Below are 19,013 nucleotides of genomic sequence, written 5' to 3' on the forward strand. Positions count from 1 at the left end.
CCAGTCCTGCGCCCCCCCCCCCCCTGCGGTTCACCCCCCCCCGCACCCCCCCTAAAACCACCCCCCCCACCCGGGTAACCCCCGGGGGGGGGCCTTTTGCATTGGGCGCCATGGGGGCGGTCAGCGCTTGGCGCTCAGCCCTTCCACCACCACGCGCACCTGTTGCAGCACCTCATCGGCCAGTGCAGGATCGGCCTTGACGACGCCGCGCGAGATGGCCATGGCGCCAACCAGGGCGGCGACCAGCGTGCTGGCCAGCGCCTGGCGCTGCTGCGGGTCAGCGCTGTCCGGCAAGGCGGCCTCGATGCCGGCGCGCAGCTCGGTAAAGCCGTCGCTGAAGCTGCGGCTGACGGCCTCGCTTTGGCGGCCGGCATCGCAGGCGGTAGAGACCAGCGGGCAGCCCCGCGTCATGTCATCGCGCACCTGGGGGTTCAGGTAATTGTCCAGGTAGGTGGCCATCGCGTGGTCGCTTCGCTCGCTGGCTTGCTTGACCCGGCCAAAGCCTTGCTCAAAACCATGTGCCAGCGCTTGGGCTGCCAGGTCTTGCTTGTCGCTGAAATGCTTGTACAGCGCGCCCTGTGTCAGGCCCGCCTGCTGGCAGATATCGGCCACGCCGGTGCCGTCGATGCCGTGCTCCTTGAACAGGGCAGCGGCGGCATCGAGCAGTGCCTGGCGGTTCTGTTGCGCTTGTTCCTTGGTGACTTTCATCGCAAATACCCTGCTTGAAGCTGTGCTTGACAGTTTTTGATTGTGATCGCTATCATTGTAACTCCTCCGTCGATAACCTCCAAATAACATGCTCGCTTCCCGACTCGCCGTGCTGCTCCAGCGCCATGGCATCCATTACGCCTGGGTGATTGCCGCCATCACCTTTTTGGCCATGCTGGTCACCTCGGCGGCGCTGGGCCTGCCGGGGGTGCTGATGCAGCCGCTGGCCGTCGAGTTTGGCTGGAGCGTGCGTGATCTGTCCTCGGTGTTTGCCACGCGCTTTGCGCTGTATGGCCTGCTGGGGCCCTTTGCAGCCGTCATTTTGCTGCGCTATGGCGTATCGCGCGTGGTGGCGCTGGCCGCAGCGGTGATTGCCAGTGCCTTGCTGCTGGGCCTCATCATGCGCAACCTGGGCCAGGCCTTTGTGCTCTGGGGCATTGTGCTGGGCATGGGCACGGGCCTCACCGCGATGGTGCTGGGCGCGACGGTGGCCAACCGCTGGTTTGTGCAACGCAAGGGCCTGGTCATGGGTTTGCTGGCCGGCAGCAGTGCCACCGGCCAGCTGCTGTTTTTGCCGGCTGCTGCCTGGCTGATTGCGCAGTACGGCTGGCGCTGGGCGCTGCTGCCAGTCGTCGCGGCCTCGGCCATCGTTCTGGTGCTGGTGCTGCTGTTCATGCGCGACAGCCCGGCCCAGATGCAGCTGAGCGCCTATGGCGCGGACCCCGCTGCCGCGCCCGCTGCCCCGGCACCCCGCGCCAGCTGGGGCCTGCCGTTCAGCACCTTGGCTGCGGCATCCAAAGTGCCGGCTTTCTGGATTCTGGCGGGCACCTTCTTTATCTGCGGGCTCAGCACCAATGGACTGATCCAGACCCACTTTGTCTCGCTCTGCGGTGACTATGGCCTGGGGCCCGTGCCAGCGGCCTCGGTGCTGGCGATGATGGGCATTTTTGACCTGGTGGGCACGACTTTGTCGGGCTATCTGTCGGACCGCTATGACAGCCGCAAGCTGCTGTTCTGGTACTACGGGCTGCGCGGGCTGTCGCTGTTCTGGCTGCCGTACTCCGAGTTCACGATTGCCGGCCTGTCGCTGTTTGCGGTGTTCTATGGCCTGGACTGGATTGCGACGGTGCCGCCCACCGTCAAGCTGGTGGCCAGCGAGTTTGGCCCCGAGCGCGCAGCCCTGGTGTTTGGCTGGGTGTTTGCCGCCCACCAGCTGGGCGCGGCTGTCGCTGCCTACGGTGCAGGTCTGGCACGCTCGGTGCTGTCGTCGTACTCGCCCGCGTTGTTTGTCGCAGGCGCCGCTTGCCTGGTGGCGGCAGCGGCGGTGCTGTGGGTGCGCAAGCCCGTGGTGGCCATGCGCGCTGTGGGCTGACCGGTCCAGCGCCGGGCGCCTTGGCTCAATCGGCCCTTGCGCCCGAGCGTTTCACAATCTCGGCCCATTTCTTTTCTTCGCTGCGCATATAGGCCAAGAACTCCTGCGGGCTCGAGCCCACCGGCTCGGCGCCCATGCGCTGGTACTGCGCGGCCACCTCGGGCTTGCGCAAGGCCTGCTGCGCCGCTTGGGCCAGTTTGCCCACGATCTCGGGCGGCGTGTTCTTCGGGGCCCAGAGGCCATACCAGGTGCTGGTGGCGTAGTCGGCAATGCCCGATTCCTGCATGGTCGGGATCTGCGGCAGCGAGCTCGAGCGCTTGGCGGTGGTGACGGCCAGCGCCTTGAGCTTGCCCGAGGTGATAAAGGGCATGGCCGAGGGCATGGAGTCAAACATCAGCTGGATCTGGCCGCCCATCAAATCGGTGAGCGCCGGTGAGCTGCCCTTGTAGGGCACATGCTGCATCGCAATGCCGGTCTTGAGCTTGAACAGCTCGCCCGACAGATGCTGCGACGAGGCATTGCCGGCCGAGCCAAAATTGATGCTGGCCTTGCTCTTTTTCAGGTAGGCCACCAGCTCCTGCACGTTCGACACCGGCAGCTCGCTGTTGACCACCAGCACCAGCGGCACATCGACGATCTGCGTGATCGGCGCAAAGTCGTTGAACGAGTCATACGGCACCTTGTCGTAGACTGAGGGATTGATCACCTGCAGCGAGGCATTGGCCAGCAGGGTATAGCCATCGGGCTGGGCCTTGGCGACCTGGGCCGCGCCCACCATGCCGCTGGCGCCGGGCTTGTTGTCGATGAAGATGGTCTGCTTCAAGCTCTCGCCCATCGAGATGGCCACGAGGCGGCCGACCAGGTCGGTGGGCCCGCCGGGCGGGTAGGGGATCACCAGCTTGATGGTTGAGGCCGGGTAATCGGCCGCCGATGCCGCATGGGCGGCGGGCAGGCCGCCGCCCAACAGGGCCAGCCCCAAGCCGGTCTGCAGCAGCGATTGCAGGGCCTGGCGGCGCTGCGGTGCGTGGCGTTGTGTCATGTCTTGTCTCCTTGTATTTGTAGGGCGACCTTGCCCAGCACCTCGCGGCTGTGCAGCGCGTCCAGCGCCTCGCACAGCTCGTCCATGGCATAGACCCGCGAGATGTCGGGATGGATGGCGTCGCGCTGGGCCATCTCCAACAGTGCGGCCATCATGGCCTGCATGGCAGCGGCATGGCGCTGGCGTTCGTTGGCGGGCGTCCAGCCGATGTACTGGCCATAGAAGAAGCCGTGGATCGTCAGGTTCTTGACCAGTGCGATATTCATCGGCACCTTGGGGATCGTGCCGCTGGCAAAGCCGATGATGACGATGTGCCCGTTCTGGGCCGTGCAGCGCAGTGCCTGCAGCAGCAGGTCACCGCCCACCGGGTCAAACACCAGGCTCGCGCCTTTGCCGCCGGTCACCGCCTTGACCTGCTCGATCAGATGCTGCGGATCGACCGCATGCTGCGCGCCATGGCGCAAGGCGGCCTGGCGTTTGTCTTCGCTGCTGGCGCAGGCAATCACCTGCACACCGGGCACCTGGGCCGCCAGCTCGACGGCGGCCGCGCCGACGCCCGAGCCCGCACCCAGCACCAGCAGGCTGTCTCCCGCCTGCAGCGCAGCGCGCCAGTGCAAGGCGGTGTAGGCCGTGCCGTAGGAGATCGGTAGCGCCAGTGCGCGCAGTGGATCGAGCCCCGCCGGCACCGCATACACGGTGCTGGCATGTACCTTGGCCTGCTGCGCATAGGCGCCCCAGTCGCAGATAAACACGACCTGGTCGCCTACCTGGACATGGCTCACAGCGCTGCCGCATTGCAGCACCTGGCCCACGCCTTCGGTGCCGGGCACAAAGGGCAAGGGCGGGGTCTTTTGGTACTTGCCCTCGATCAAAAGGCCAGTGGCGTGGCTGACGGTGGCATGGCGCACGTCGATCAGCACCTCGTCGGGGGCCAAGGCAGTGGGGGGCGCGGTGGTCTGGACGGCGGTTACATCGCGGGGCAGGCCGAAGCTGCGGCAGACAATGGCTTTCATGGGCGCAGCTCCTTTCACAGGCCCACGACCTGGCGGGCCGCCAGTGCGTCGATCTCGTCCGGTGCCAAGCCCAGGCTGCGCAGAATCTGCTGGCTGTCGGCACCAATACGCGGTGCGGGCAGCGGTGCATCGGGCCTGGCCGGCCAGGGGGTGGCCGCCATCAACACTTCACCAAAATCGGGCTGCTGCACGGTCTTGAAGGTAGCCAGGTGCCGGGCCTGCGGGTGCTGCACCACATCGGCCGCGTTATGCACCACCGCATGCAGCACGCTGTGCTGGTTGAACAGCGCGCGCAGCTCGGCCAGCGGGCGGCCTGCGACAGCGCGGGCCAGGTCGGCATGCAGCAGCGCCTTGTGCTCCAGGCGCAGCGCATTGCTGGCAAAGCGCGGGTCGCTGTCCCAGCCGGCCAGGTCCAGCGCCTTGCCAATGCGCAGAAACTGCTCGTTGTTCAGCGCCAGAATCGTCAAACGGCCATCGGCCGCATCAAAGATGCCATTGGGCGCGCTGACGGCCGCCTTGACGGTCTGGCCGCCCAGCACCTCTTCCGACAGAGCGGTCGATTGCAGCGCGCAGCAGACATTGAACAGGTTCAGCTCCACATGCTGGCCCTTGCCTGTTTTGAGGCGCTGCAGCAGCGCCGCAGTGCAGGCCTGCGCGGCATAAACGCCGGTGGCAATGTCGGCCAGCAAGAAGCCGATGCGCTGCGGCGCGCCCTGCGCATCGCGGTTGCTGTTCATCAGGCCGGTGTCGGCCTGCATCACCGAGTCCGTGGCCGGGTTGTCGGCAAAGGGGCCGTCCGCGCCATAGCCGCTGATGGATACATAGACGGGTTCCAGCCCCAGCGCCTGGAGCGCGGTAAAGTCCAGGCCCAGGCGCTCTACGACCTGCGGGCGAAAATTCTGCACCACCACATCGGCATCACGCGCCAGCTGCAGGATCAGCGCCTTGCCCTCGGGGTGCTTGGCATCGACCGCCAGGCTTTGCTTGCCGGCGTTGTAGGTGCTGGACAAGGTGCTGTGGCCATGGCGGGCCACCCCCACATGGCGGCCCCAGTCGCCCTGGGCGGGCTCGATCTTGATGACCTCGGCCCCCTGGTGGGCGAGCAGTTGGGCGCAGTAGGGGCCGGCCACGCCCTGGCTCAAATCCAGGACCTTGAAACCGGCGAGCGGGGTAAACCCCAGTGTTGACTCTGGCGTCACGTATTTGTCTCCATGCTTTGCCCGGGCTATGCGACAGGATGCCGGGCGTTTGTTGTGAGACCCATGTTAAAAACGCGAAGCCGCTTTGGGAACTGCCAAAGCACAGCCATCAGTGGTGATTCAGAATCAACAATCAAAAGGGGGTGCCGGCCATGGACCTGAACCTGGTGCGTTTGTTTGTGGCGATTGCCGAGTCGCGCAACCTGAGCGATGCGGCCCAGCGCTCGGGCGTCACGCGCTCGAATGTGTCGCGCCGGCTGGCGCTGCTGGAAAAGCAGTTTGGTGCGCAGCTGCTGCGCCGTACCACCCGGCATATGGAGCTGACCCAGGCCGGCCGCATCCTGCATGGCCAATGCCTGCAGGCCCTCAATGCGCTGCAAAGCGCCCAGCTGCAGATCGACCAGATCCACCAGACCATCAGTGGCGAGATCCGCGTGCGCATCCCCACCGGTTTGGGGCATTTCCACCTCAAGCCGCTGATCCTGGATTTTTGCCAGGCACACCCCGATCTGCTGCTGCGCCTCGTGATCAACGACCAGATCCATGACCTGGTGGCCTCCAAGGTGGACCTGGCCATCCACATCACCTCGGCGCCGTTGGAAGACCATGTGGCCACCCGCGTCTGCGGCATCGAATGGGGGCTGTTTGCCACCCCCGCGTATCTGCGGGCCCTGGGCCTGGCGCTGCAAACCCCGCAGGACATCAAGCACGCCCGGCTGCTGGCGCCCCTCAATATCCACCACCGGCTGGAGTTCTGGCGGCACAGCGACGGCCTGCATGAACAGGTGCAGAGCACGCCGTCGATCCAGTCGGGCGACTACCAGTTTCTGTTCAACGCCGCGATGGCCGACCTGGGCGTTGTGCTGCTGCCGTATTACGCGGTGCGGGATGCCATCGCCCAAGGCAGCCTGGTGCAGGTGCTGGGGGGCTTTGGCGTCAAAGGTGTGGGCGATGCGCTCTATGTGGTGCGCGCGCCCAACCGCCAGCCCTCAGCGGCGACCCTGGCGCTGATCGAGCTGTTGGTCTCATCGATCCAGAAGATGGCGCCGGGCTGGCGGCTGGGCACGGCGCTTTGAGCTAGCAAGGCTCCCCGGCATGGTTGCGGCTGATGTGGAACACAAATTCCGCATCGGGCAGGGTGGTGAAGCGCTGCAGCAACTCGCGGTAGGTCTGGTCCGGGTCCAGCGCTGCCAGGCGCTCGGGGTAGAGCATCTTGGCCAGGTGTTCCAGCGCGGCGATATGGAAGGCGCTGTCGTAGAACTGGTGGTAGAGCGCCTGCACACAGCCACGGGCCCCTGCGGTGGCCAGCGCCAGGCCCTTGCGCTGCATCAGCCGGGCCATGGCCTGCTCCGCCTCGCTGACGGAGATGTCGTAGCCAAAGGGTATGGTGCGCGCACCCTTGCGCTGGCGCTGGGTGCCGGTCATCAGGTAGACGTCGGGCTGCAGGCCGATCAAGGTTTCCAGCGCGATATCGCCCGTCATACCGGGCAGCAATTGCTTGGCGATATTGCGCCCGCCCACCGCCTCAATGAGGTAACCCCAGGCGGTATTGCCCTGCGAGAAGCAGCACTGCGCCAGCCCCAGCCGTCCGGCCCGGATCTCGACAAACACGCGCGGCGGGCGCGGCGCGGTGGCTGCCACCTGCTGGATGGCGTGGAGGCGCGCCTGGTAGAAGTCCAGATAGGCCTGGGCCTCGGCCTCGCGGCCCAGCACCTGGCCCAGCATCTGCAGCATGGCGGGCAGGTGTGCCACCGGGTTGCGTGAGCTGTCCACATAGAGGATCGGAATGTTCAGCGCCGCCAGCAGCGCGGCAATGCGTCCGCCCTCCACCGCCGGGCGGCTCTCCAGGCTCAGCAGCACCAGGTCGGGGCGCAGGCGCAGCAGTGCTTCCAGATCGACATGGCCTGCGCTGTCAAACGGCAGCAGCGGCAGCTGCGCAGCATGGGGCCAGCGCTGCTGCATCAGCCGCCACAGGCTGGGGTCGGAGTCGCCCAGCGAGTTGTTCCAGCCGGCAAGGCGGGCAAACGGGTCCTCGCGCTCGAGCAGCGCCAGCGCGGTCATCGTATTGCCGTTTTGCACATAGATGCGCTGGGGCGGCGCGGCGATGCGGACCAGGCGGCCGGCGACATCGCGCACCTGCAGCGGGTAGGCTGCCAGCGCGACCGTGCTGGTGGCCAGCAAAAGCGCCAGGACGGCGAGTAGCCGCTGCAGGCCCTTCATGGCGGGTCTCCTGCGGTGGTGCCATCCACCACGATCTGCAGCCAGCCTTGCGCACAGCTTTGCACCCGGGCCTGCACGCCATAGACCTCGGCGAGCATCGCCGGTGTCAAGGTCTGCGCCGGGCTGCCGCTGGTGTAGAGGCTGCCACGCCGCAGCACGATGAGCGCATCGGCCCAGCGTGCAGCCAGGTTCAAATCATGCAGCACGGCGATGACAATGCGGCCTTGCTGGGCGAGCATGCGCGCCGTGCCCATGACGAGCGCCTGGTGGCGCAGGTCCAGCGCACTGGTGGGCTCGTCCAGCAGCAGGATGGCCGGCTCGCGGATCACCGATTGCGCCAGGCTCACCAGCTGGCGCTGGCCGCCCGAGAGGCTGTCGAGCGGCAGCAGCGCCAGGTGGGCAATGCCCAGCTGCTGCAGCAAGGCATGCACCCGTTCGATGGGCGTGGCGCTGGCCGGTGCATCGCTGGGGCTGTGCTGGCTGCGTTGGCTGCGCAAGGCGGCCAGCAGGCTCTCCAGCACCGTCAGCGCCACGCCTTCCGCGGCGAACTGCGGCATATAGCCGACATACTGCGCGCGCTGCGCGGGCCGCAGCGCATGCAAGGCGGTGCTGCCCAGCTGCAGGCTGCCACGGGCAGGCACCAGGCCCGCCAGTGCCTTGAGCAGGCTGGACTTGCCCGCGCCATTGGGGCCCACCAGCGCAGTCACCTGGCCGGGCTGCAGCGGCGGCAGTTGCAGCTGGTCGATGACCTGGCGCTGGCGGTAGCCCACGCTCAGGCCTGTCACCTGCAAGGGGGAGGGCGGGTTCATGCGCGTGCTCCGCTGCGGAAGATCAGCCACACAAACAGCGGCACACCGACCAGCGCGGTGACAATGCCCACCGGCAGCAAGGTGCCGGGCACCAGGGTCTTGCTGGCGATGGAGGCCAGCGACATGATGAGCCCACCCATCAGCGCACTGGCGGGCAGAAAGATGCGGTGGTCCTCACCCACCAACATGCGCGCGATGTGTGGCCCCACCAGGCCGACAAAGCCGATGGTGCCGGTAAAGGCCACGGCGGTGGCGGCCAGCAGGCTCACGCGCAGCAGCGATGCCAGGCGCAGGCGGTTCAGATCGATGCCAAAGCTCAGGGTGCGCTCTTCGCCCAGGCGCAGCACATTGAGCTGCCAGGCCGCGCGCAGCGAAAAAGGCAGCACACAGGCAATGACCAGGGCCAGCAGCTGCAGCTTGGTCCCGTTGGCGCGCGCCAGGCTGCCCATGCTCCAGAACACCAGCTGCTGCAGCGCATCGGGCGAGGCCACATACTGCAGCAGTGCCACCAGCGCATTGCAGCTGAACACCAGCGCAATGCCGAACAGCACCAGAATCTGGCGCGAGCCGGGCCGGGCCCGGGCGGTGGCCTGCAGCAGCAGCACCGAGGCAAAGGCAAACACAAAGGTGTTGACCGGCACCATGGCTTCTTCCGGCAGGCCCGGAATGCCCAGGCCCAGCACCAAGGCCAGTGCGGCTCCCAGCGCAGCGGCAGACGAGACCCCCAGGGTAAAGGGGCTGGCCAGCGGGTTGTTCAGGATGGTCTGCATCTCGGCGCCGGCCAGCGACAGCGCCACGCCCACCAGCACCGCCATCAGGGCATAGGGCAAGCGCAGGTCCTGCACGATCAGCGCGGTCTCCAGCGGCACCTGGCTGGGCAGAAAGACTGCGGTGGCCAAGGTGGCCCAGCCCAGATCGGTGGAGCCCACCGACAGATCGGCCGCCACACTGAGCAGCAGGCCGACGGCCATCGCCAGCAACAGGCAAAGGCGCTTGCGCATGAGCTGGGCATAGCCTTGCGCCAGGGCCTGCGCAGAGCCAGGTAATGCGCCAGGCATGGCAGCAGACGCTGCGCCCAGCGGCGCTGCGGGCAGCGCCGGGGTGGAGGGGCGCGCCATCAGAACGCGGCGCGCAGTGCGACGGTGATATTGCGGGGATCGCCGTAGTAGGTCTGGCGGTAGCGGCCACCGGCAAGGCGGTCGAAATAAGTCCGGTCAAACAGGTTGTTCACCGTCAGCGTGGCCTGCAGGTGGCGGTTGATCTCATAGCCCGCCTGCAGCGCATAGACGGCATAGCCACCCTGGCGCCAGGTGGTGTTGCCATAGGTCGTGGCATTGCTGCTGTAGGCCTGCATGCCGCCGCCAATCCACAGCCGGCGCAGTGGCTCGGCGGCAAAGCGGTACTTGGTCCACAGCGAGAAGTTGTGGCGCGGGAAGGAGCTGTTGAACGGCTGGCCCTCGGTGTCCACACTGCCGCTGACATGGCGCGTGTCGGTGTAGGCATAGCCGGCGGTCATGTCCCACTGTGGGCTCAGCTTGCCCGATACCTCGGCCTCAAAGCCCTGGCTGCGCACCACACCGGAGGGCAGCGAAAAGCCTTCGTTGAGCGGGTCGGTCACCGCGCGGTTTTCGTCCTGGATGCGGAACACCGCCAGGTGCGCGTTGAGGCGCTTGTCCATGAACTCGCCCTTGATGCCCATCTCCAGCTGGTTGCCGGTGCGGGCCGGCAGGAAGGCGCCGCTCACCACCGTATCGGTCTGCGGCGCAAACACCTTGTTGGCGCTGGCGTAGACGGACAGCTGCGTGTTCAGGTCATAGACCAGGCCCAGGCTGGGCACGAACTTGGCGCGGATGGACTGGTCATTGGCCGGTTGCTCGGGGTCTTGCGTCTCCCACCAGGCCAGGCGGCCGCCCACCAGCACGGTCAGCGGCTGCACGGGCTTGATGCGGGCATGGGCATAGACGCCGTGGTTGGTCACCCGGGTTTTGGGCAGGGTGCCAATGCGCTGCGGCGGCATCAGCAGGTCATGGTCGGGGTGGTCGGCATTTTGCTGAAAGCTGCTGGGGCTGCCTTGCACCTGGCCGCCCTGGTAGGTCTGGTAGTTGGCGCCGATGACCAGGGTCTGCTCCAGGCCATTCCAATCCATCGGCAGCGACAGGTAGGCGTCGATGCCCCGGTCGTGCTCGCGCGACTTCTGGTGGGTGGACAGGATGGTCACCTCGCGGCTGACCGGGTTCAGGTAGCTGTTGGACCAGTAGCGGTCAAACTCGGTGCCGCGCAGAAACTGGTTGGCGCTCAGCTTGAACTTGCCGCCACCGTCCAGTTGGTGCTCCAGCTCGGCAAAGTAGCGCGTTGCGTAGTCGTCCTTCTTGCCATGGATGGAGCCCAGAAAGGTCGAGCGGTCCAGGTCCGGGTTGCGGCCATCGGCCAGCAGCGGCAGGCCGGCAAAGGACAGCGAGCTGCCGCGCTGCTCGGTCGCGCCGACGGACAAGGTGGTGCTGGGGCTGAAGTCGTACTCCAAGGTGCCGTAGACCGTGTTGCGGCGCAGGTAGACCTCATCGACAAAGCTGTCGCGGTCGTCATAGATGCCGACCAGGCGCCCGCGCAGCGTACCCGATGCATTGAGCGCGCCAGTCACATCCAGCTCTTGGCGGCGCTGGCCCCAGGAGCCCAGCACCGTGGCCGATTGCACCAGAAAATCCGCATGCGCGCGCTTGCGCACCAGGTTGATGGTGCCCGAGGGCTCGCCCGCGCCTTCGAGCAGGCCGGTGGGGCCGCGCCATATCTCCACCCGGTCGTACAGTCCCACATCCATCAAGGTGTTGCCCCAGATGCCCTGGCCGCCCTTGGCCGGCAGGCCATCGATCAGGTAGTTGCCCATCAGAAAGCCCCGCGCCTCGATGTTGACGATGCCGGTGCCCGTGGGCTTGGTGCGCATGCCGGTGACATAGCGCATGGAGTCGGCCAGGGTGGTGGCATTCTGGTCTTCGATCTGCTGGCGCGTCAGCACCGAGATGGACTGCGGAATCTCGCGCAGCGCATGCTCGCCCTTGCCAATGCTGACCGCCCGCGTGGTGTAGGACTGGCTGTGCTCGGTGGTGGCGCCGGCATAGCTGTCGCGCACCACCGTGGTGGGCAGCGAGATGGTGGCAGCGGCCCCGGCTGCGGCATCGGCCGGGGCGGCTGACGATGCAGCAGCCGGTTGCACGCTGATCGCGCCGCTGGCGGTGATGGCCAGTGCCAGGCCGCTGCCGCGCAGCGCTTGCGCCAAGGCCTGCTCCACCGTCAGCCGGGCGCTGATGGCCGGGGCCTGGCGGCCTGCGAGCAGGGCCGGGTCCATCGAAGCCACCAGCCCCGCCTGGCTGGCAATGCGGTTCAAGGTCTGGGCCAGCGGGCCGCTGGCGATGTCGATCCCCAGCGCCGACTGCATGGCGGCCGGTGTGCTGCGGGTAGCGGCCGAAGGCGAGGTTTGCGCCTGGCTGGCCGAGGCGCCGGCCAGTGCCAGCGAGGCGGCTAGAACCGAGCGGCGAAAGAAAGGTGTGCTGCGAAACATATGGAACTTCCCTGTGCTTTTGTGGTGCATCTGGAAGGCTTGTGTATCGAGCACGCGAAACCGGACAGTGTTTTTGAAAATTATTTTCTAGCGCACATCAATGCGGGTGAGCCAGCTGCCAAAACGCTGCACGCGGATCGGCAAGGTCTCGGCCAGACCGGTCAGCGCGCGCTCAATGTCGTCCAGCGGGAAGACGCCCTGCACCTGGATCTGCGCCGCCTCGGGCGAGACGCGCAGCAGGCCATGGCGGTAGCGCTGCAGCTGGGCAATGACCTCGTGCAAGGGGTGCTGCTGCACCACCAGCCAGCCGCGCTGCCACTCGGTGCTGGGCATCTGGTCGGCGGCCAGGCGCTGCAGCCCCGCCGCATCGACCTGGGCCGCCTCGCCACTGCCCAGCACAGCGCTTTCGCCGCTCGTGCTGCGCAGCTCGACCCGGCTTTCCAGCACGCGCACCTGGGTGCGCTCGGCCAGCTGCTCAACGGCAAACTGCGTGCCCAGCGCGCGGATATCGGCTTGCGCGGTGGAGACCACCAGAGGTCGCTGCACATCGGCTGCGACCTGCACGACGATATCGCCTTCGAGCAGGCGCAGGCGCCGCAGGCCTTCGTCAAATGCCAGGTTGACGCGGCTGCGCGCATTGAGGACCAGGGTGCTGCCATCGGGCAGCGCAAAGCGGGCACGCTGGCCGGTGCCGGTGCTGTAATCCGCCAGCACGGCGCCCAGCGGTTGCCAGCGGTCCAGCAGCAGCAGGCCCACGCCGGCGCTGGCCACCACGGCCAGGCCCTTGAGGGCGGTGCGGCGCCGGGGCTGCAGCAAGAGTTGGCGCGCCTGCTGGGCCTGGCCGGGTTGGCGGCTATCGACGGCGCGCAGTGCGCCCACCGGCCGGCCCACGGTGCTTTGCAGGCGTTGCCAGGCCTGGGCATGGGCGGGGTCTGCGGCCTGCCAGCGTTCAAAGGCTTGGCGCTCGGCTGGCTGCACGCGGCCGGAGCTGAGGCGGACCATCCAGTCAATCGCCTGCTGGGTGGCCGCATCCAATGGGGGTGGCGAGGCCATCAGCGCAGCTGGGCCCGCATGCAGTGCTGCAATGCCTGGGTCAGGTAGCGCGAGACGGTGCGCACGGACACCTGCAGCCGCGCTGCGATCTCTTCATGTGGCATGTCGTCGAGCTGGCTGTAGACAAAGGCGGTACGCACCGGCAGAGGCAGGCCGTGCAGGATGCGGTCGATCTCGGCAATGGCCTCGATCACCAGCGCCTGGTCCTCCACCGACGGCACGCAGGGCATGGGCAGCGCGGCCATGCTCTCCAGGTACTGGCGCTCCAGCAGCTGGCGGCGCTGGAAGTGGAACAGGATGCGCTTGGCAATCGTCGTGAGAAAGGCCCGTGGCTCCTGGAAGCTGCGCGGATCCAGGCTGGAGTCCACCACCTGCAGGAAAGTCTCTGAGGTGATGTCCTGCGCATCGCTGCGGTTGCGCATGCGGCGGTTCAGCATGCCCAGCAGCCAGGAATGGTGCGAGGTGTAGAGCGTGTGCAGGGCTTGGTCGCGAGAGGGGTCCACCACGGAGATAGATGTGAATGATAGTTATTATCATTCTAGCCTTGGCGAAATTAGCCCTTGCTGCAGGGCAGCATTCGCGGCGAATCGCCTGCGTCCGTGTTCAGCCCTCCGCAGGGAGTTTTGCAGCGTGTACTTAGACGCCAGCGGCCAGGCTGTAGACCGTCAAGCCGCCATCTTCGCGGTCGCGCATCAGCAGGCCAGCCTGGGCCATTTCCTTGGCAACGCAGTAGATCGTCGCTGCAGGCAGTGGAGCCCCGCTTTGCTCCAGGTGCAGGGAGATGTCTGCGCACTTGACCTTGGAGCGGCCCAGCTGGACGATGGCCTCCAGCACCCGCAGCCGCGCGGGCGTGGGCCGTATGCGCACATGGCGGCTGCGCTTGAACCAGTGGGCAGCGGGCAGGGCGGGCGCTGCCTTGCGGGGTGCGTGGTCATCATTCATCTGCGCATCCTGGCATGGGACTATGGAGCCGGTTTGTCGGACTGTGGCAGTTTGTGTCAAGCTGCGTAAAGTTTTGGCGGTGGCCAGGGCAGCCACTTCGGGTTGACAGCGGGGCAGGCATCATGCGGCCAGGCCTGCTGCAGACACGGCTGTGTGTGACAGGACCATGGTGCTGGCTGACAGCGCCAGTGCCGTGCCCCGGCGCGGGGCGTAGGTCAGGATGAGTACCTGCAACCATGCCGCGACGCTGAGCCAGCCCAGCCAGGCAACGGCGCCCACCGCGGGGCCCCAGGTATGCATGCAGCACCGCAGTGCCAGCACCAGCAGCAGGGCCGCACCCAGGCGCAAGCCCCAGCGCAGGCGGCGCCCAGGTTCGCCTCGGCGCAGGATCTGCTCGCAGTGGCGGTCCATGGCCTGGCTCAGCAGTAGCATCGCGGGCAGGCACAGCGCCAGCGGCAAGGCGGCGGTAGTGGTGGGGGTGAGGGCGTTCATAACCAGCACTCCAGCAGTGCGCGCAGGCTGGCCAGTAGCAGTGCGGCAGCGGCAAACTGCAACGCCAGCCGGGCCAGCTGCTGCACATGGAAGGCCCAGAGCAGCAGCGCTGTGTACAGCACAAAACCCAGCAGCGTGCTGAGCAGCACCGCATGCGCCGGTGAGAAGAGGCCCGCCAGCACCAGGGCCTGCGCCAGCACCGCGCAGCCCATGCCGGTGAGCAGGTAGCCGGCCACGGCTGCCAGGCAGACGCGCAAGCCCACCAGCATGGCATGGCGCCAGGGTTGCGCGGCAGTTGCTGCTTTGGCGGGGGCGTTCATGCGCGCGCTCCATGGCGGCGCCCGGGCTGGGCGGAGCGGGTTGGGGTAGGGGTTGGTGTCGAGAGTCGGTGACGCCAGGCGGCCCAGGCGGCGAGCAAGCCCAGCGCGATGCTGGTCAGCTCCACCCCGGCGCGCACGCCATCGCCCTGGGCCAGGTAGAGCAGCAAATGCTGGCCGGTGGTGGCGGCGTTGAGCAGCGGCAGGGCCAGGCACAGCAAAGCCAGGGCGCAGAGCTGCTCCTGCCAGGCCCGGCGCACGGGACGCAGCAGCGCATGCAAGAGGCAGAGGGCCCACAGCACAAAGAACAGCCGTATCTCGGCACTGGCCCGGGCCTCCATAGCCAGTGGCAGCAGGCGGTTGCCGTAGAGGTAGCCGATGGAGGCCAGCGAGGTGCCGGCCAGCGCTGCGATGTTCAGCGCATCGATGCAGCGGTAGGCGGCAGGCGTGGCCCGGCCCCAGCCATGGTCGCTGCGCGTTCGGCGCTTGCTGGCAAACAGCAGCAGGCCGGTGGCCACCATGGCCGTGCCGGCCAGCCCGCAGACAAAGTACAGCCATTTCATGGTCCAGCCGCCAAAGCGGGCCATGTGCAGCGACTCGATGACCGGGTGCACATCGCGCGCGCTGGCGGCTGGCTCGGACCGGGGCGGTGCCTGCAGTACCTCACCGGTGTCGGCGGCGATGTGGACCTGCTCGGCGACGTTGTGCATGCGCCTGGAATAGGCGCTGTCGGCCTGCTGCGCCGTAAAGCGGTGGCTGGCGGGGCCCTGCGGCGGGCGCTGCAGCGCGATGGATGCCACCGGCTGGCGCAGCAGCGTCTGCGCCAGTTGCAGCTGCTGGGCCAACTGCGGGCCGGCTGGCGGCAGACCGGGCCGGGCTGCCTCTGTGCCCGCGTTCAGATCGGCCTGGTAGCGGCTGTAGGCCTGGCGGTCTTCGCCATAGAGCGCCTGCAGCGCATGGGGCATGTAGCTGGTGTAGAAGTAGGCCAGCCCGGTGTAGACGATCATGAACAAGAAGGGCAGGGTGAGCACGGCCGAGGCGTTGTGCGCATCCAGCCAGGATCGTTGGCCCTTGCCCGGGCGAAAGCAGAAAAAATCCTGAAAGATGCGCCGGTGCACGATGAGGCCCGAGACCAGCGCCGCCATCATGCCCATCGACACCACACCCACCACCCAAAAGCCCGCCAGGCCGCCTTGCAGCGAGTAGTGGAAGGACATGAAGTGCCGGCCGCCCTCGGTCTGGCGGATGGGGGGCAGCGCCTGGGGGGCACCGCTGGCCGGGTCGAGTGCCGCTTGCAGCACGCCGTCCGGGCCGCGCGCAGACAGCTGCACGGCCTCGCCCGCGCGGGCGGGCAGATCGATCTGCCACTGGCTGGCTTGCGCTGCCCTCTGCTGCAGATAGTCCTCAGCCCGGTGCAAGGCCTGCAGCCGGTCCTGCAAGCCCAGCGCGGCGCCGGGTGGCCCGCTGGCAGGCGCCGCCTGCATCCAGCGCGTGATGGGTTCGCGGAACACGCTCAGGGTGCCGGTCACAAAGATGGCGCAGAGCAGCCAGCCGCAGACCAGGCCGCCCCAGGTGTGCAGCCAGGACATGGTCTGGCGCCACCCTGGCTGGCGGGCCGCACCGGGGACGGTACGGGGCATTTAGAAGCTGCCGCGCAAGCTCAGCTTGACGCTGCGGGGCTCGCCATACCAGTTGCCACTGCCCGAGCTGCCCACGGTCTTGTAGTAGGTCTTGTCAAACAGGTTGTTCAGGTTGAGCGTGGCCGACCAGTGGCGGTCGATGCGGTACTGCAGGCTGGCGTTCCAGACCGCGTAGCCCGCCTGGGTGAACTTGTAGGGGACGCCCTCGCCATCGAACTTGCCGGTGGCCGGGTTGTAGGGGTAGGCGGTGCCACTGGCATAGGTGGTGCTTTGCACGGTCACGCCGCTGCCCACTGTCCAAGGCGAGAAGTCGCCCGGCAGCTGGTAGCTGCTCCAGAGCTTGAGCAGGTGCTTGGGGGTGATGGTGCTGTAGACCAGCTGCGCGGCATCGCTCTTGTTGCGGTTGTGGTTGTAGGTATAGCCGGCAAACAGCTGCCAGCCGCGCGCCAGCTGGCCCGAGATCTCCATGTCCACCCCTTGGCTCACGATCTTGCCCTGGGCGATGTAGCAGCAGCTCAGGCCCAGGTCGCCCACATCGGTGTCGGGGTAGCGCGGGTCGCGTGCGGCCTCGCCGGTGCGCTCGATGCGGTAGAGCGCAAAGGCGGTGTTGAGCTTGCCGCCGGCCAGCTCGCCTTTGACACCCAGCTCGACATTGCGCCCCTTGATGGGATCGAGCGGCGTGCCGGGCAGCGGGCCTTGCAGGCTGCTGGCCTGGGATTTGTGGATCTCGGAGACGCTGCCATATGCCGTCCAGCGGTTGTCCAGGTCATAGACCAGGCCGGCATAGGGCGTGAGGATGCCGCTCTCCTGGTAGTAGCTTTTGCCGCTGGAGCGCAGTGAGCCATCGGCGTTGTAGTTGAAGTAGGGCGTGACGTTGGAGTAGCTGGCATAGCGCCCGCCCACGATGGCCGTGAGCTTGTCGCTCAGGCTCAGGTTGACGCGGCCATACAGGCCTTTTTGGGTGGCGCCATAGCCGGGGTAGCTGCGGGTCTTGCGCGCGCTGACCGCATGCGGAATCTTGTCGGGGTCGAAGCCGTAGACATTGGTGAGCGACTCGTCCGTCTCCATCTCGGAGTAGTAGGTGTCCTGGTCATCGCGGATCTTGGCCCAGTCGGCGCCCAGCAGCAGCTGGTGGCTGCGGCCCAGCAGCGAGAAGGGTCCGCTGATATTCAGGTCGAGGCTTTTCTTGTCCGAGCGGAAGTCGTTGGAGAAACCGGTCCAGCTCGCGCCCAGGCCGGTGGCGGGGTCCACGGCGCCACTCAGACTGGCCAGGCGGCTGTCGCTGTCCACCTTCTGGTAGTTGAGCTGTGCCTTGGCCTTCCAGCCGCCGGCCAGTTGCTGGTCGAGCTGGGCAAACAGCTCCTTGGCGCTTTTGTCGTAGTGGCTCCAACCGGCCATCAGCGCGGTGTTGCGCGGCAGGTGCAGATCGTCGCCATTGGGGGCGCGCGGAATGCCTTCGCGCCAGGGCGTGGCACTGAGCTTGTCGTAGCTGGCACCCAAGCTGAGCTTGGTGTCGCGGCTGAGATCGGCTTCGACAATGCCGTAGAGCAGGCTGTTCTTGGAGTCGGCACTGCGGTAGAAGAAATCCTTGTCGGTGTGGGCCAGCACCGCACGGCCGCGCACGCTGCCATCGCTGTTCAAGGGGCCGGCCACATCCAGCTCCAGCTGTTTGCGGCTCCAGCTGCCCAGGCTGGCCGAGGCCTGGATCTGGCGCTGCGCCGTGGGGCGCTTGCGCACCAGGTTGATGGCGCCACCGGGCTCGCCATTGCCGCTGAACAGGCCGTTGGCGCCGCGCACGATCTGCACGCTGTCGTACATCGCCAGGTTGGGGTCAAACAGCTGCTGGCTGAAGGCATCGACGCTGGCGCCATCGATCTGCACATTGCCAATCTCAAAGCCACGCGAGAGAAAGCGCGTGGCCTGACCGCCCAGACCACCTGCACCGGCGTAGTCCACCGTCACACCGGTCGCCTGCTGCATCACCTCGCCCACGGTGCTGAGCGCCTGGTCCTCGATCAGCTGGTGGGTCATCACGGTGATGGACTGCGGTGTCTCGCGCACATCCTGGCCCTTGCCCAGCGACACGCGCCCGCTGGTGTAAGAGCCGCTGCCTTCGGTGGCCTCGGTGCGCTCGGCCTGGGCGGTGACCAGCACTTCCGGCAAGGTCTGGCTGGCCGTAGTGCGCCGCTGTACGCTGATGGCTGCGCCGCTGGCCATGGCCTCCAGATCGCTGCCAGCCAGCACCTGGCTCAGCGCCGCCTGCAGGCTGAGGCTGCCTTGCAGCGCCGGTGCCTGGCGCCCTTGCACCAGGGCGGCATCCACCGAGATGGCCACGCCCCAGGCGCGCGCCAATGCGTTGAGGGCCTGGCCCAGCGGTTGTGCCGGCAGGTTCAGGCTCTGGGTGGTCGCCATGGCCGTCTGGGCGGCTGCCGGCTGCGCATGCACCGGGCCGGGCAGGGACAGCAGTGCCAGCGTGCCGGCACAGGCGAGGCTGCAGGCCCAGGCGATGACAGGCTGGCGGCGCTTGGCCGTGGCTGGCGCTGCGCGGCGGCGGGACGGGCTGCAAGAAGGTGGCAGATCTCGGTACATGCGAATGCTCTCTAGGGTGTTGTCCCTGTGAAGACGTCGCAGCGGCGATATACCGGACAAAAATTTT

At 67.2% G+C, this 19,013-nt stretch carries 17 protein-coding genes; 2 read left to right on the top strand and 15 right to left on the bottom strand.

Features of this window, described 5'->3' with window-relative positions; translation table 11 throughout:
* Positions 1 to 120: 120 nt before the first annotated feature.
* The gene (locus WH265_RS16965; protein WP_339559043.1) at positions 121 to 708 is read right to left on the bottom strand and encodes a TetR/AcrR family transcriptional regulator; all 588 of its coding nucleotides are present in this window, start codon (positions 706 to 708) and stop codon (positions 121 to 123) included.
* Positions 709 to 796: 88 nt separating this feature from the next.
* On the opposite strand from WH265_RS16965, the gene WH265_RS16970 reads away from it, so the two are divergent.
* Positions 797 to 2,080: an MFS transporter gene (locus WH265_RS16970; protein ID WP_021025192.1), complete on the top strand. Its 1,284-nt coding sequence runs from the start codon at positions 797 to 799 to the stop codon at positions 2,078 to 2,080.
* Between the two features lie 25 nt (positions 2,081 to 2,105).
* Here WH265_RS16970 and WH265_RS16975 read toward each other — a convergent pair whose 3' ends face one another.
* From WH265_RS16975 to WH265_RS16985, 3 genes are read right to left on the bottom strand one after another with little or no spacing between them, the layout of a single operon-like run.
* Complete coding sequence (locus WH265_RS16975; protein ID WP_339559044.1) at positions 2,106 to 3,119, bottom strand: Bug family tripartite tricarboxylate transporter substrate binding protein; 1,014 nt, start codon at positions 3,117 to 3,119, stop codon at positions 2,106 to 2,108.
* The gene (locus WH265_RS16980; protein WP_339559045.1) at positions 3,116 to 4,132 is read right to left on the bottom strand and encodes an NADPH:quinone oxidoreductase family protein; all 1,017 of its coding nucleotides are present in this window, start codon (positions 4,130 to 4,132) and stop codon (positions 3,116 to 3,118) included. Before WH265_RS16980 ends, WH265_RS16975 begins: the two co-directional genes overlap by 4 nt.
* A gap of 14 nt (positions 4,133 to 4,146) precedes the next feature.
* Positions 4,147 to 5,331 carry a CaiB/BaiF CoA transferase family protein gene (locus WH265_RS16985; protein WP_339559046.1) on the bottom strand — a complete coding sequence of 395 codons (1,185 nt, stop codon included), beginning with the start codon at positions 5,329 to 5,331 and terminating at the stop codon, positions 4,147 to 4,149.
* A 152-nt stretch (positions 5,332 to 5,483) separates the two neighbouring features.
* Here WH265_RS16985 and WH265_RS16990 point away from each other — a divergent pair, with 152 nt between their 5' ends.
* A complete protein-coding gene (locus WH265_RS16990) occupies positions 5,484 to 6,407 on the top strand; it encodes a LysR family transcriptional regulator (RefSeq protein WP_339559047.1) in 924 nt (307 codons plus the stop codon).
* 1 nt (position 6,408) lies between these two features.
* Here WH265_RS16990 and WH265_RS16995 read toward each other — a convergent pair whose 3' ends face one another.
* From WH265_RS16995 to WH265_RS17045, 11 genes are all read right to left on the bottom strand, one after another.
* The gene (locus WH265_RS16995) at positions 6,409 to 7,551 is read right to left on the bottom strand and encodes an ABC transporter substrate-binding protein (RefSeq protein WP_339559048.1); all 1,143 of its coding nucleotides are present in this window, start codon (positions 7,549 to 7,551) and stop codon (positions 6,409 to 6,411) included.
* On the bottom strand, positions 7,548 to 8,360 hold the full coding sequence (locus WH265_RS17000) for an ABC transporter ATP-binding protein (RefSeq protein ID WP_339518365.1): 813 nt from the start codon (positions 8,358 to 8,360) through the stop codon (positions 7,548 to 7,550). The genes WH265_RS16995 and WH265_RS17000 overlap by 4 nt, the downstream gene beginning before the upstream one ends.
* A complete protein-coding gene (locus WH265_RS17005; RefSeq protein ID WP_339559049.1) occupies positions 8,357 to 9,478 on the bottom strand; it encodes a FecCD family ABC transporter permease in 1,122 nt (373 codons plus the stop codon). The genes WH265_RS17000 and WH265_RS17005 overlap by 4 nt, the downstream gene beginning before the upstream one ends.
* Positions 9,478 to 11,913: a TonB-dependent siderophore receptor gene (locus WH265_RS17010; protein ID WP_339559050.1), complete on the bottom strand. Its 2,436-nt coding sequence runs from the start codon at positions 11,911 to 11,913 to the stop codon at positions 9,478 to 9,480. Before WH265_RS17010 ends, WH265_RS17005 begins: the two co-directional genes overlap by 1 nt.
* Before the next feature lie 87 nt (positions 11,914 to 12,000).
* Entirely contained in the window at positions 12,001 to 12,966 is a 966-nt protein-coding gene (locus tag WH265_RS17015) for a FecR family protein (RefSeq protein ID WP_339559051.1), read from the bottom strand.
* Complete coding sequence (locus WH265_RS17020; RefSeq protein WP_021027623.1) at positions 12,966 to 13,472, bottom strand: sigma-70 family RNA polymerase sigma factor; 507 nt, start codon at positions 13,470 to 13,472, stop codon at positions 12,966 to 12,968. The genes WH265_RS17015 and WH265_RS17020 overlap by 1 nt, the downstream gene beginning before the upstream one ends.
* 130 nt (positions 13,473 to 13,602) lie before the next feature.
* A complete protein-coding gene (locus WH265_RS17025; RefSeq protein ID WP_339559052.1) occupies positions 13,603 to 13,908 on the bottom strand; it encodes a transcriptional repressor in 306 nt (101 codons plus the stop codon).
* A gap of 120 nt (positions 13,909 to 14,028) precedes the next feature.
* A complete protein-coding gene (locus tag WH265_RS17030; protein ID WP_021027621.1) occupies positions 14,029 to 14,400 on the bottom strand; it encodes a DUF3325 domain-containing protein in 372 nt (123 codons plus the stop codon).
* Positions 14,397 to 14,720: a hypothetical protein gene (locus tag WH265_RS17035; RefSeq protein ID WP_339559053.1), complete on the bottom strand. Its 324-nt coding sequence runs from the start codon at positions 14,718 to 14,720 to the stop codon at positions 14,397 to 14,399. The genes WH265_RS17030 and WH265_RS17035 overlap by 4 nt, the downstream gene beginning before the upstream one ends.
* Positions 14,717 to 16,357, bottom strand: coding sequence for a PepSY-associated TM helix domain-containing protein (locus tag WH265_RS17040; RefSeq protein WP_339559054.1), 1,641 nt, complete (start codon positions 16,355 to 16,357; stop codon positions 14,717 to 14,719). The genes WH265_RS17035 and WH265_RS17040 overlap by 4 nt, the downstream gene beginning before the upstream one ends.
* The gene (locus WH265_RS17045) at positions 16,358 to 18,946 is read right to left on the bottom strand and encodes a TonB-dependent siderophore receptor (RefSeq protein ID WP_339559055.1); all 2,589 of its coding nucleotides are present in this window, start codon (positions 18,944 to 18,946) and stop codon (positions 16,358 to 16,360) included.
* Positions 18,947 to 19,013: the final 67 nt, after the last annotated feature.

Source organism: Comamonas sp. MYb396, from assembly GCF_037479555.1.
Taxonomy (GTDB): Bacteria; Pseudomonadota; Gammaproteobacteria; order Burkholderiales; family Burkholderiaceae_C; genus Comamonas.

Bases quoted from the DNA above. Each gene is read 5' to 3' on its own strand.
- WH265_RS17030 (WP_021027621.1), bottom strand. From the start codon at position 14,400: ATGAACGCCCTCACCCCCACCACTACCGCCGCCTTGCCGCTGGCGCTG.
- WH265_RS17040 (WP_339559054.1), bottom strand. From the start codon at position 16,357: ATGCCCCGTACCGTCCCCGGTGCGGCCCGCCAGCCAGGGTGGCGCCAG.
- WH265_RS16975 (WP_339559044.1), bottom strand. From the start codon at position 3,119: ATGACACAACGCCACGCACCGCAGCGCCGCCAGGCCCTGCAATCGCTG.
- WH265_RS16995 (WP_339559048.1), bottom strand. From the start codon at position 7,551: ATGAAGGGCCTGCAGCGGCTACTCGCCGTCCTGGCGCTTTTGCTGGCC.
- WH265_RS16980 (WP_339559045.1), bottom strand. From the start codon at position 4,132: ATGAAAGCCATTGTCTGCCGCAGCTTCGGCCTGCCCCGCGATGTAACC.
- WH265_RS17000 (WP_339518365.1), bottom strand. From the start codon at position 8,360: ATGAACCCGCCCTCCCCCTTGCAGGTGACAGGCCTGAGCGTGGGCTAC.
- WH265_RS17045 (WP_339559055.1), bottom strand. From the start codon at position 18,946: ATGTACCGAGATCTGCCACCTTCTTGCAGCCCGTCCCGCCGCCGCGCA.
- WH265_RS17010 (WP_339559050.1), bottom strand. From the start codon at position 11,913: ATGTTTCGCAGCACACCTTTCTTTCGCCGCTCGGTTCTAGCCGCCTCG.
- WH265_RS17035 (WP_339559053.1), bottom strand. From the start codon at position 14,720: ATGAACGCCCCCGCCAAAGCAGCAACTGCCGCGCAACCCTGGCGCCAT.
- WH265_RS16965 (WP_339559043.1), bottom strand. From the start codon at position 708: ATGAAAGTCACCAAGGAACAAGCGCAACAGAACCGCCAGGCACTGCTC.
- WH265_RS17025 (WP_339559052.1), bottom strand. From the start codon at position 13,908: ATGAATGATGACCACGCACCCCGCAAGGCAGCGCCCGCCCTGCCCGCT.
- WH265_RS16970 (WP_021025192.1), top strand. From the start codon at position 797: ATGCTCGCTTCCCGACTCGCCGTGCTGCTCCAGCGCCATGGCATCCAT.
- WH265_RS17005 (WP_339559049.1), bottom strand. From the start codon at position 9,478: ATGGCGCGCCCCTCCACCCCGGCGCTGCCCGCAGCGCCGCTGGGCGCA.
- WH265_RS17015 (WP_339559051.1), bottom strand. From the start codon at position 12,966: ATGGCCTCGCCACCCCCATTGGATGCGGCCACCCAGCAGGCGATTGAC.
- WH265_RS16990 (WP_339559047.1), top strand. From the start codon at position 5,484: ATGGACCTGAACCTGGTGCGTTTGTTTGTGGCGATTGCCGAGTCGCGC.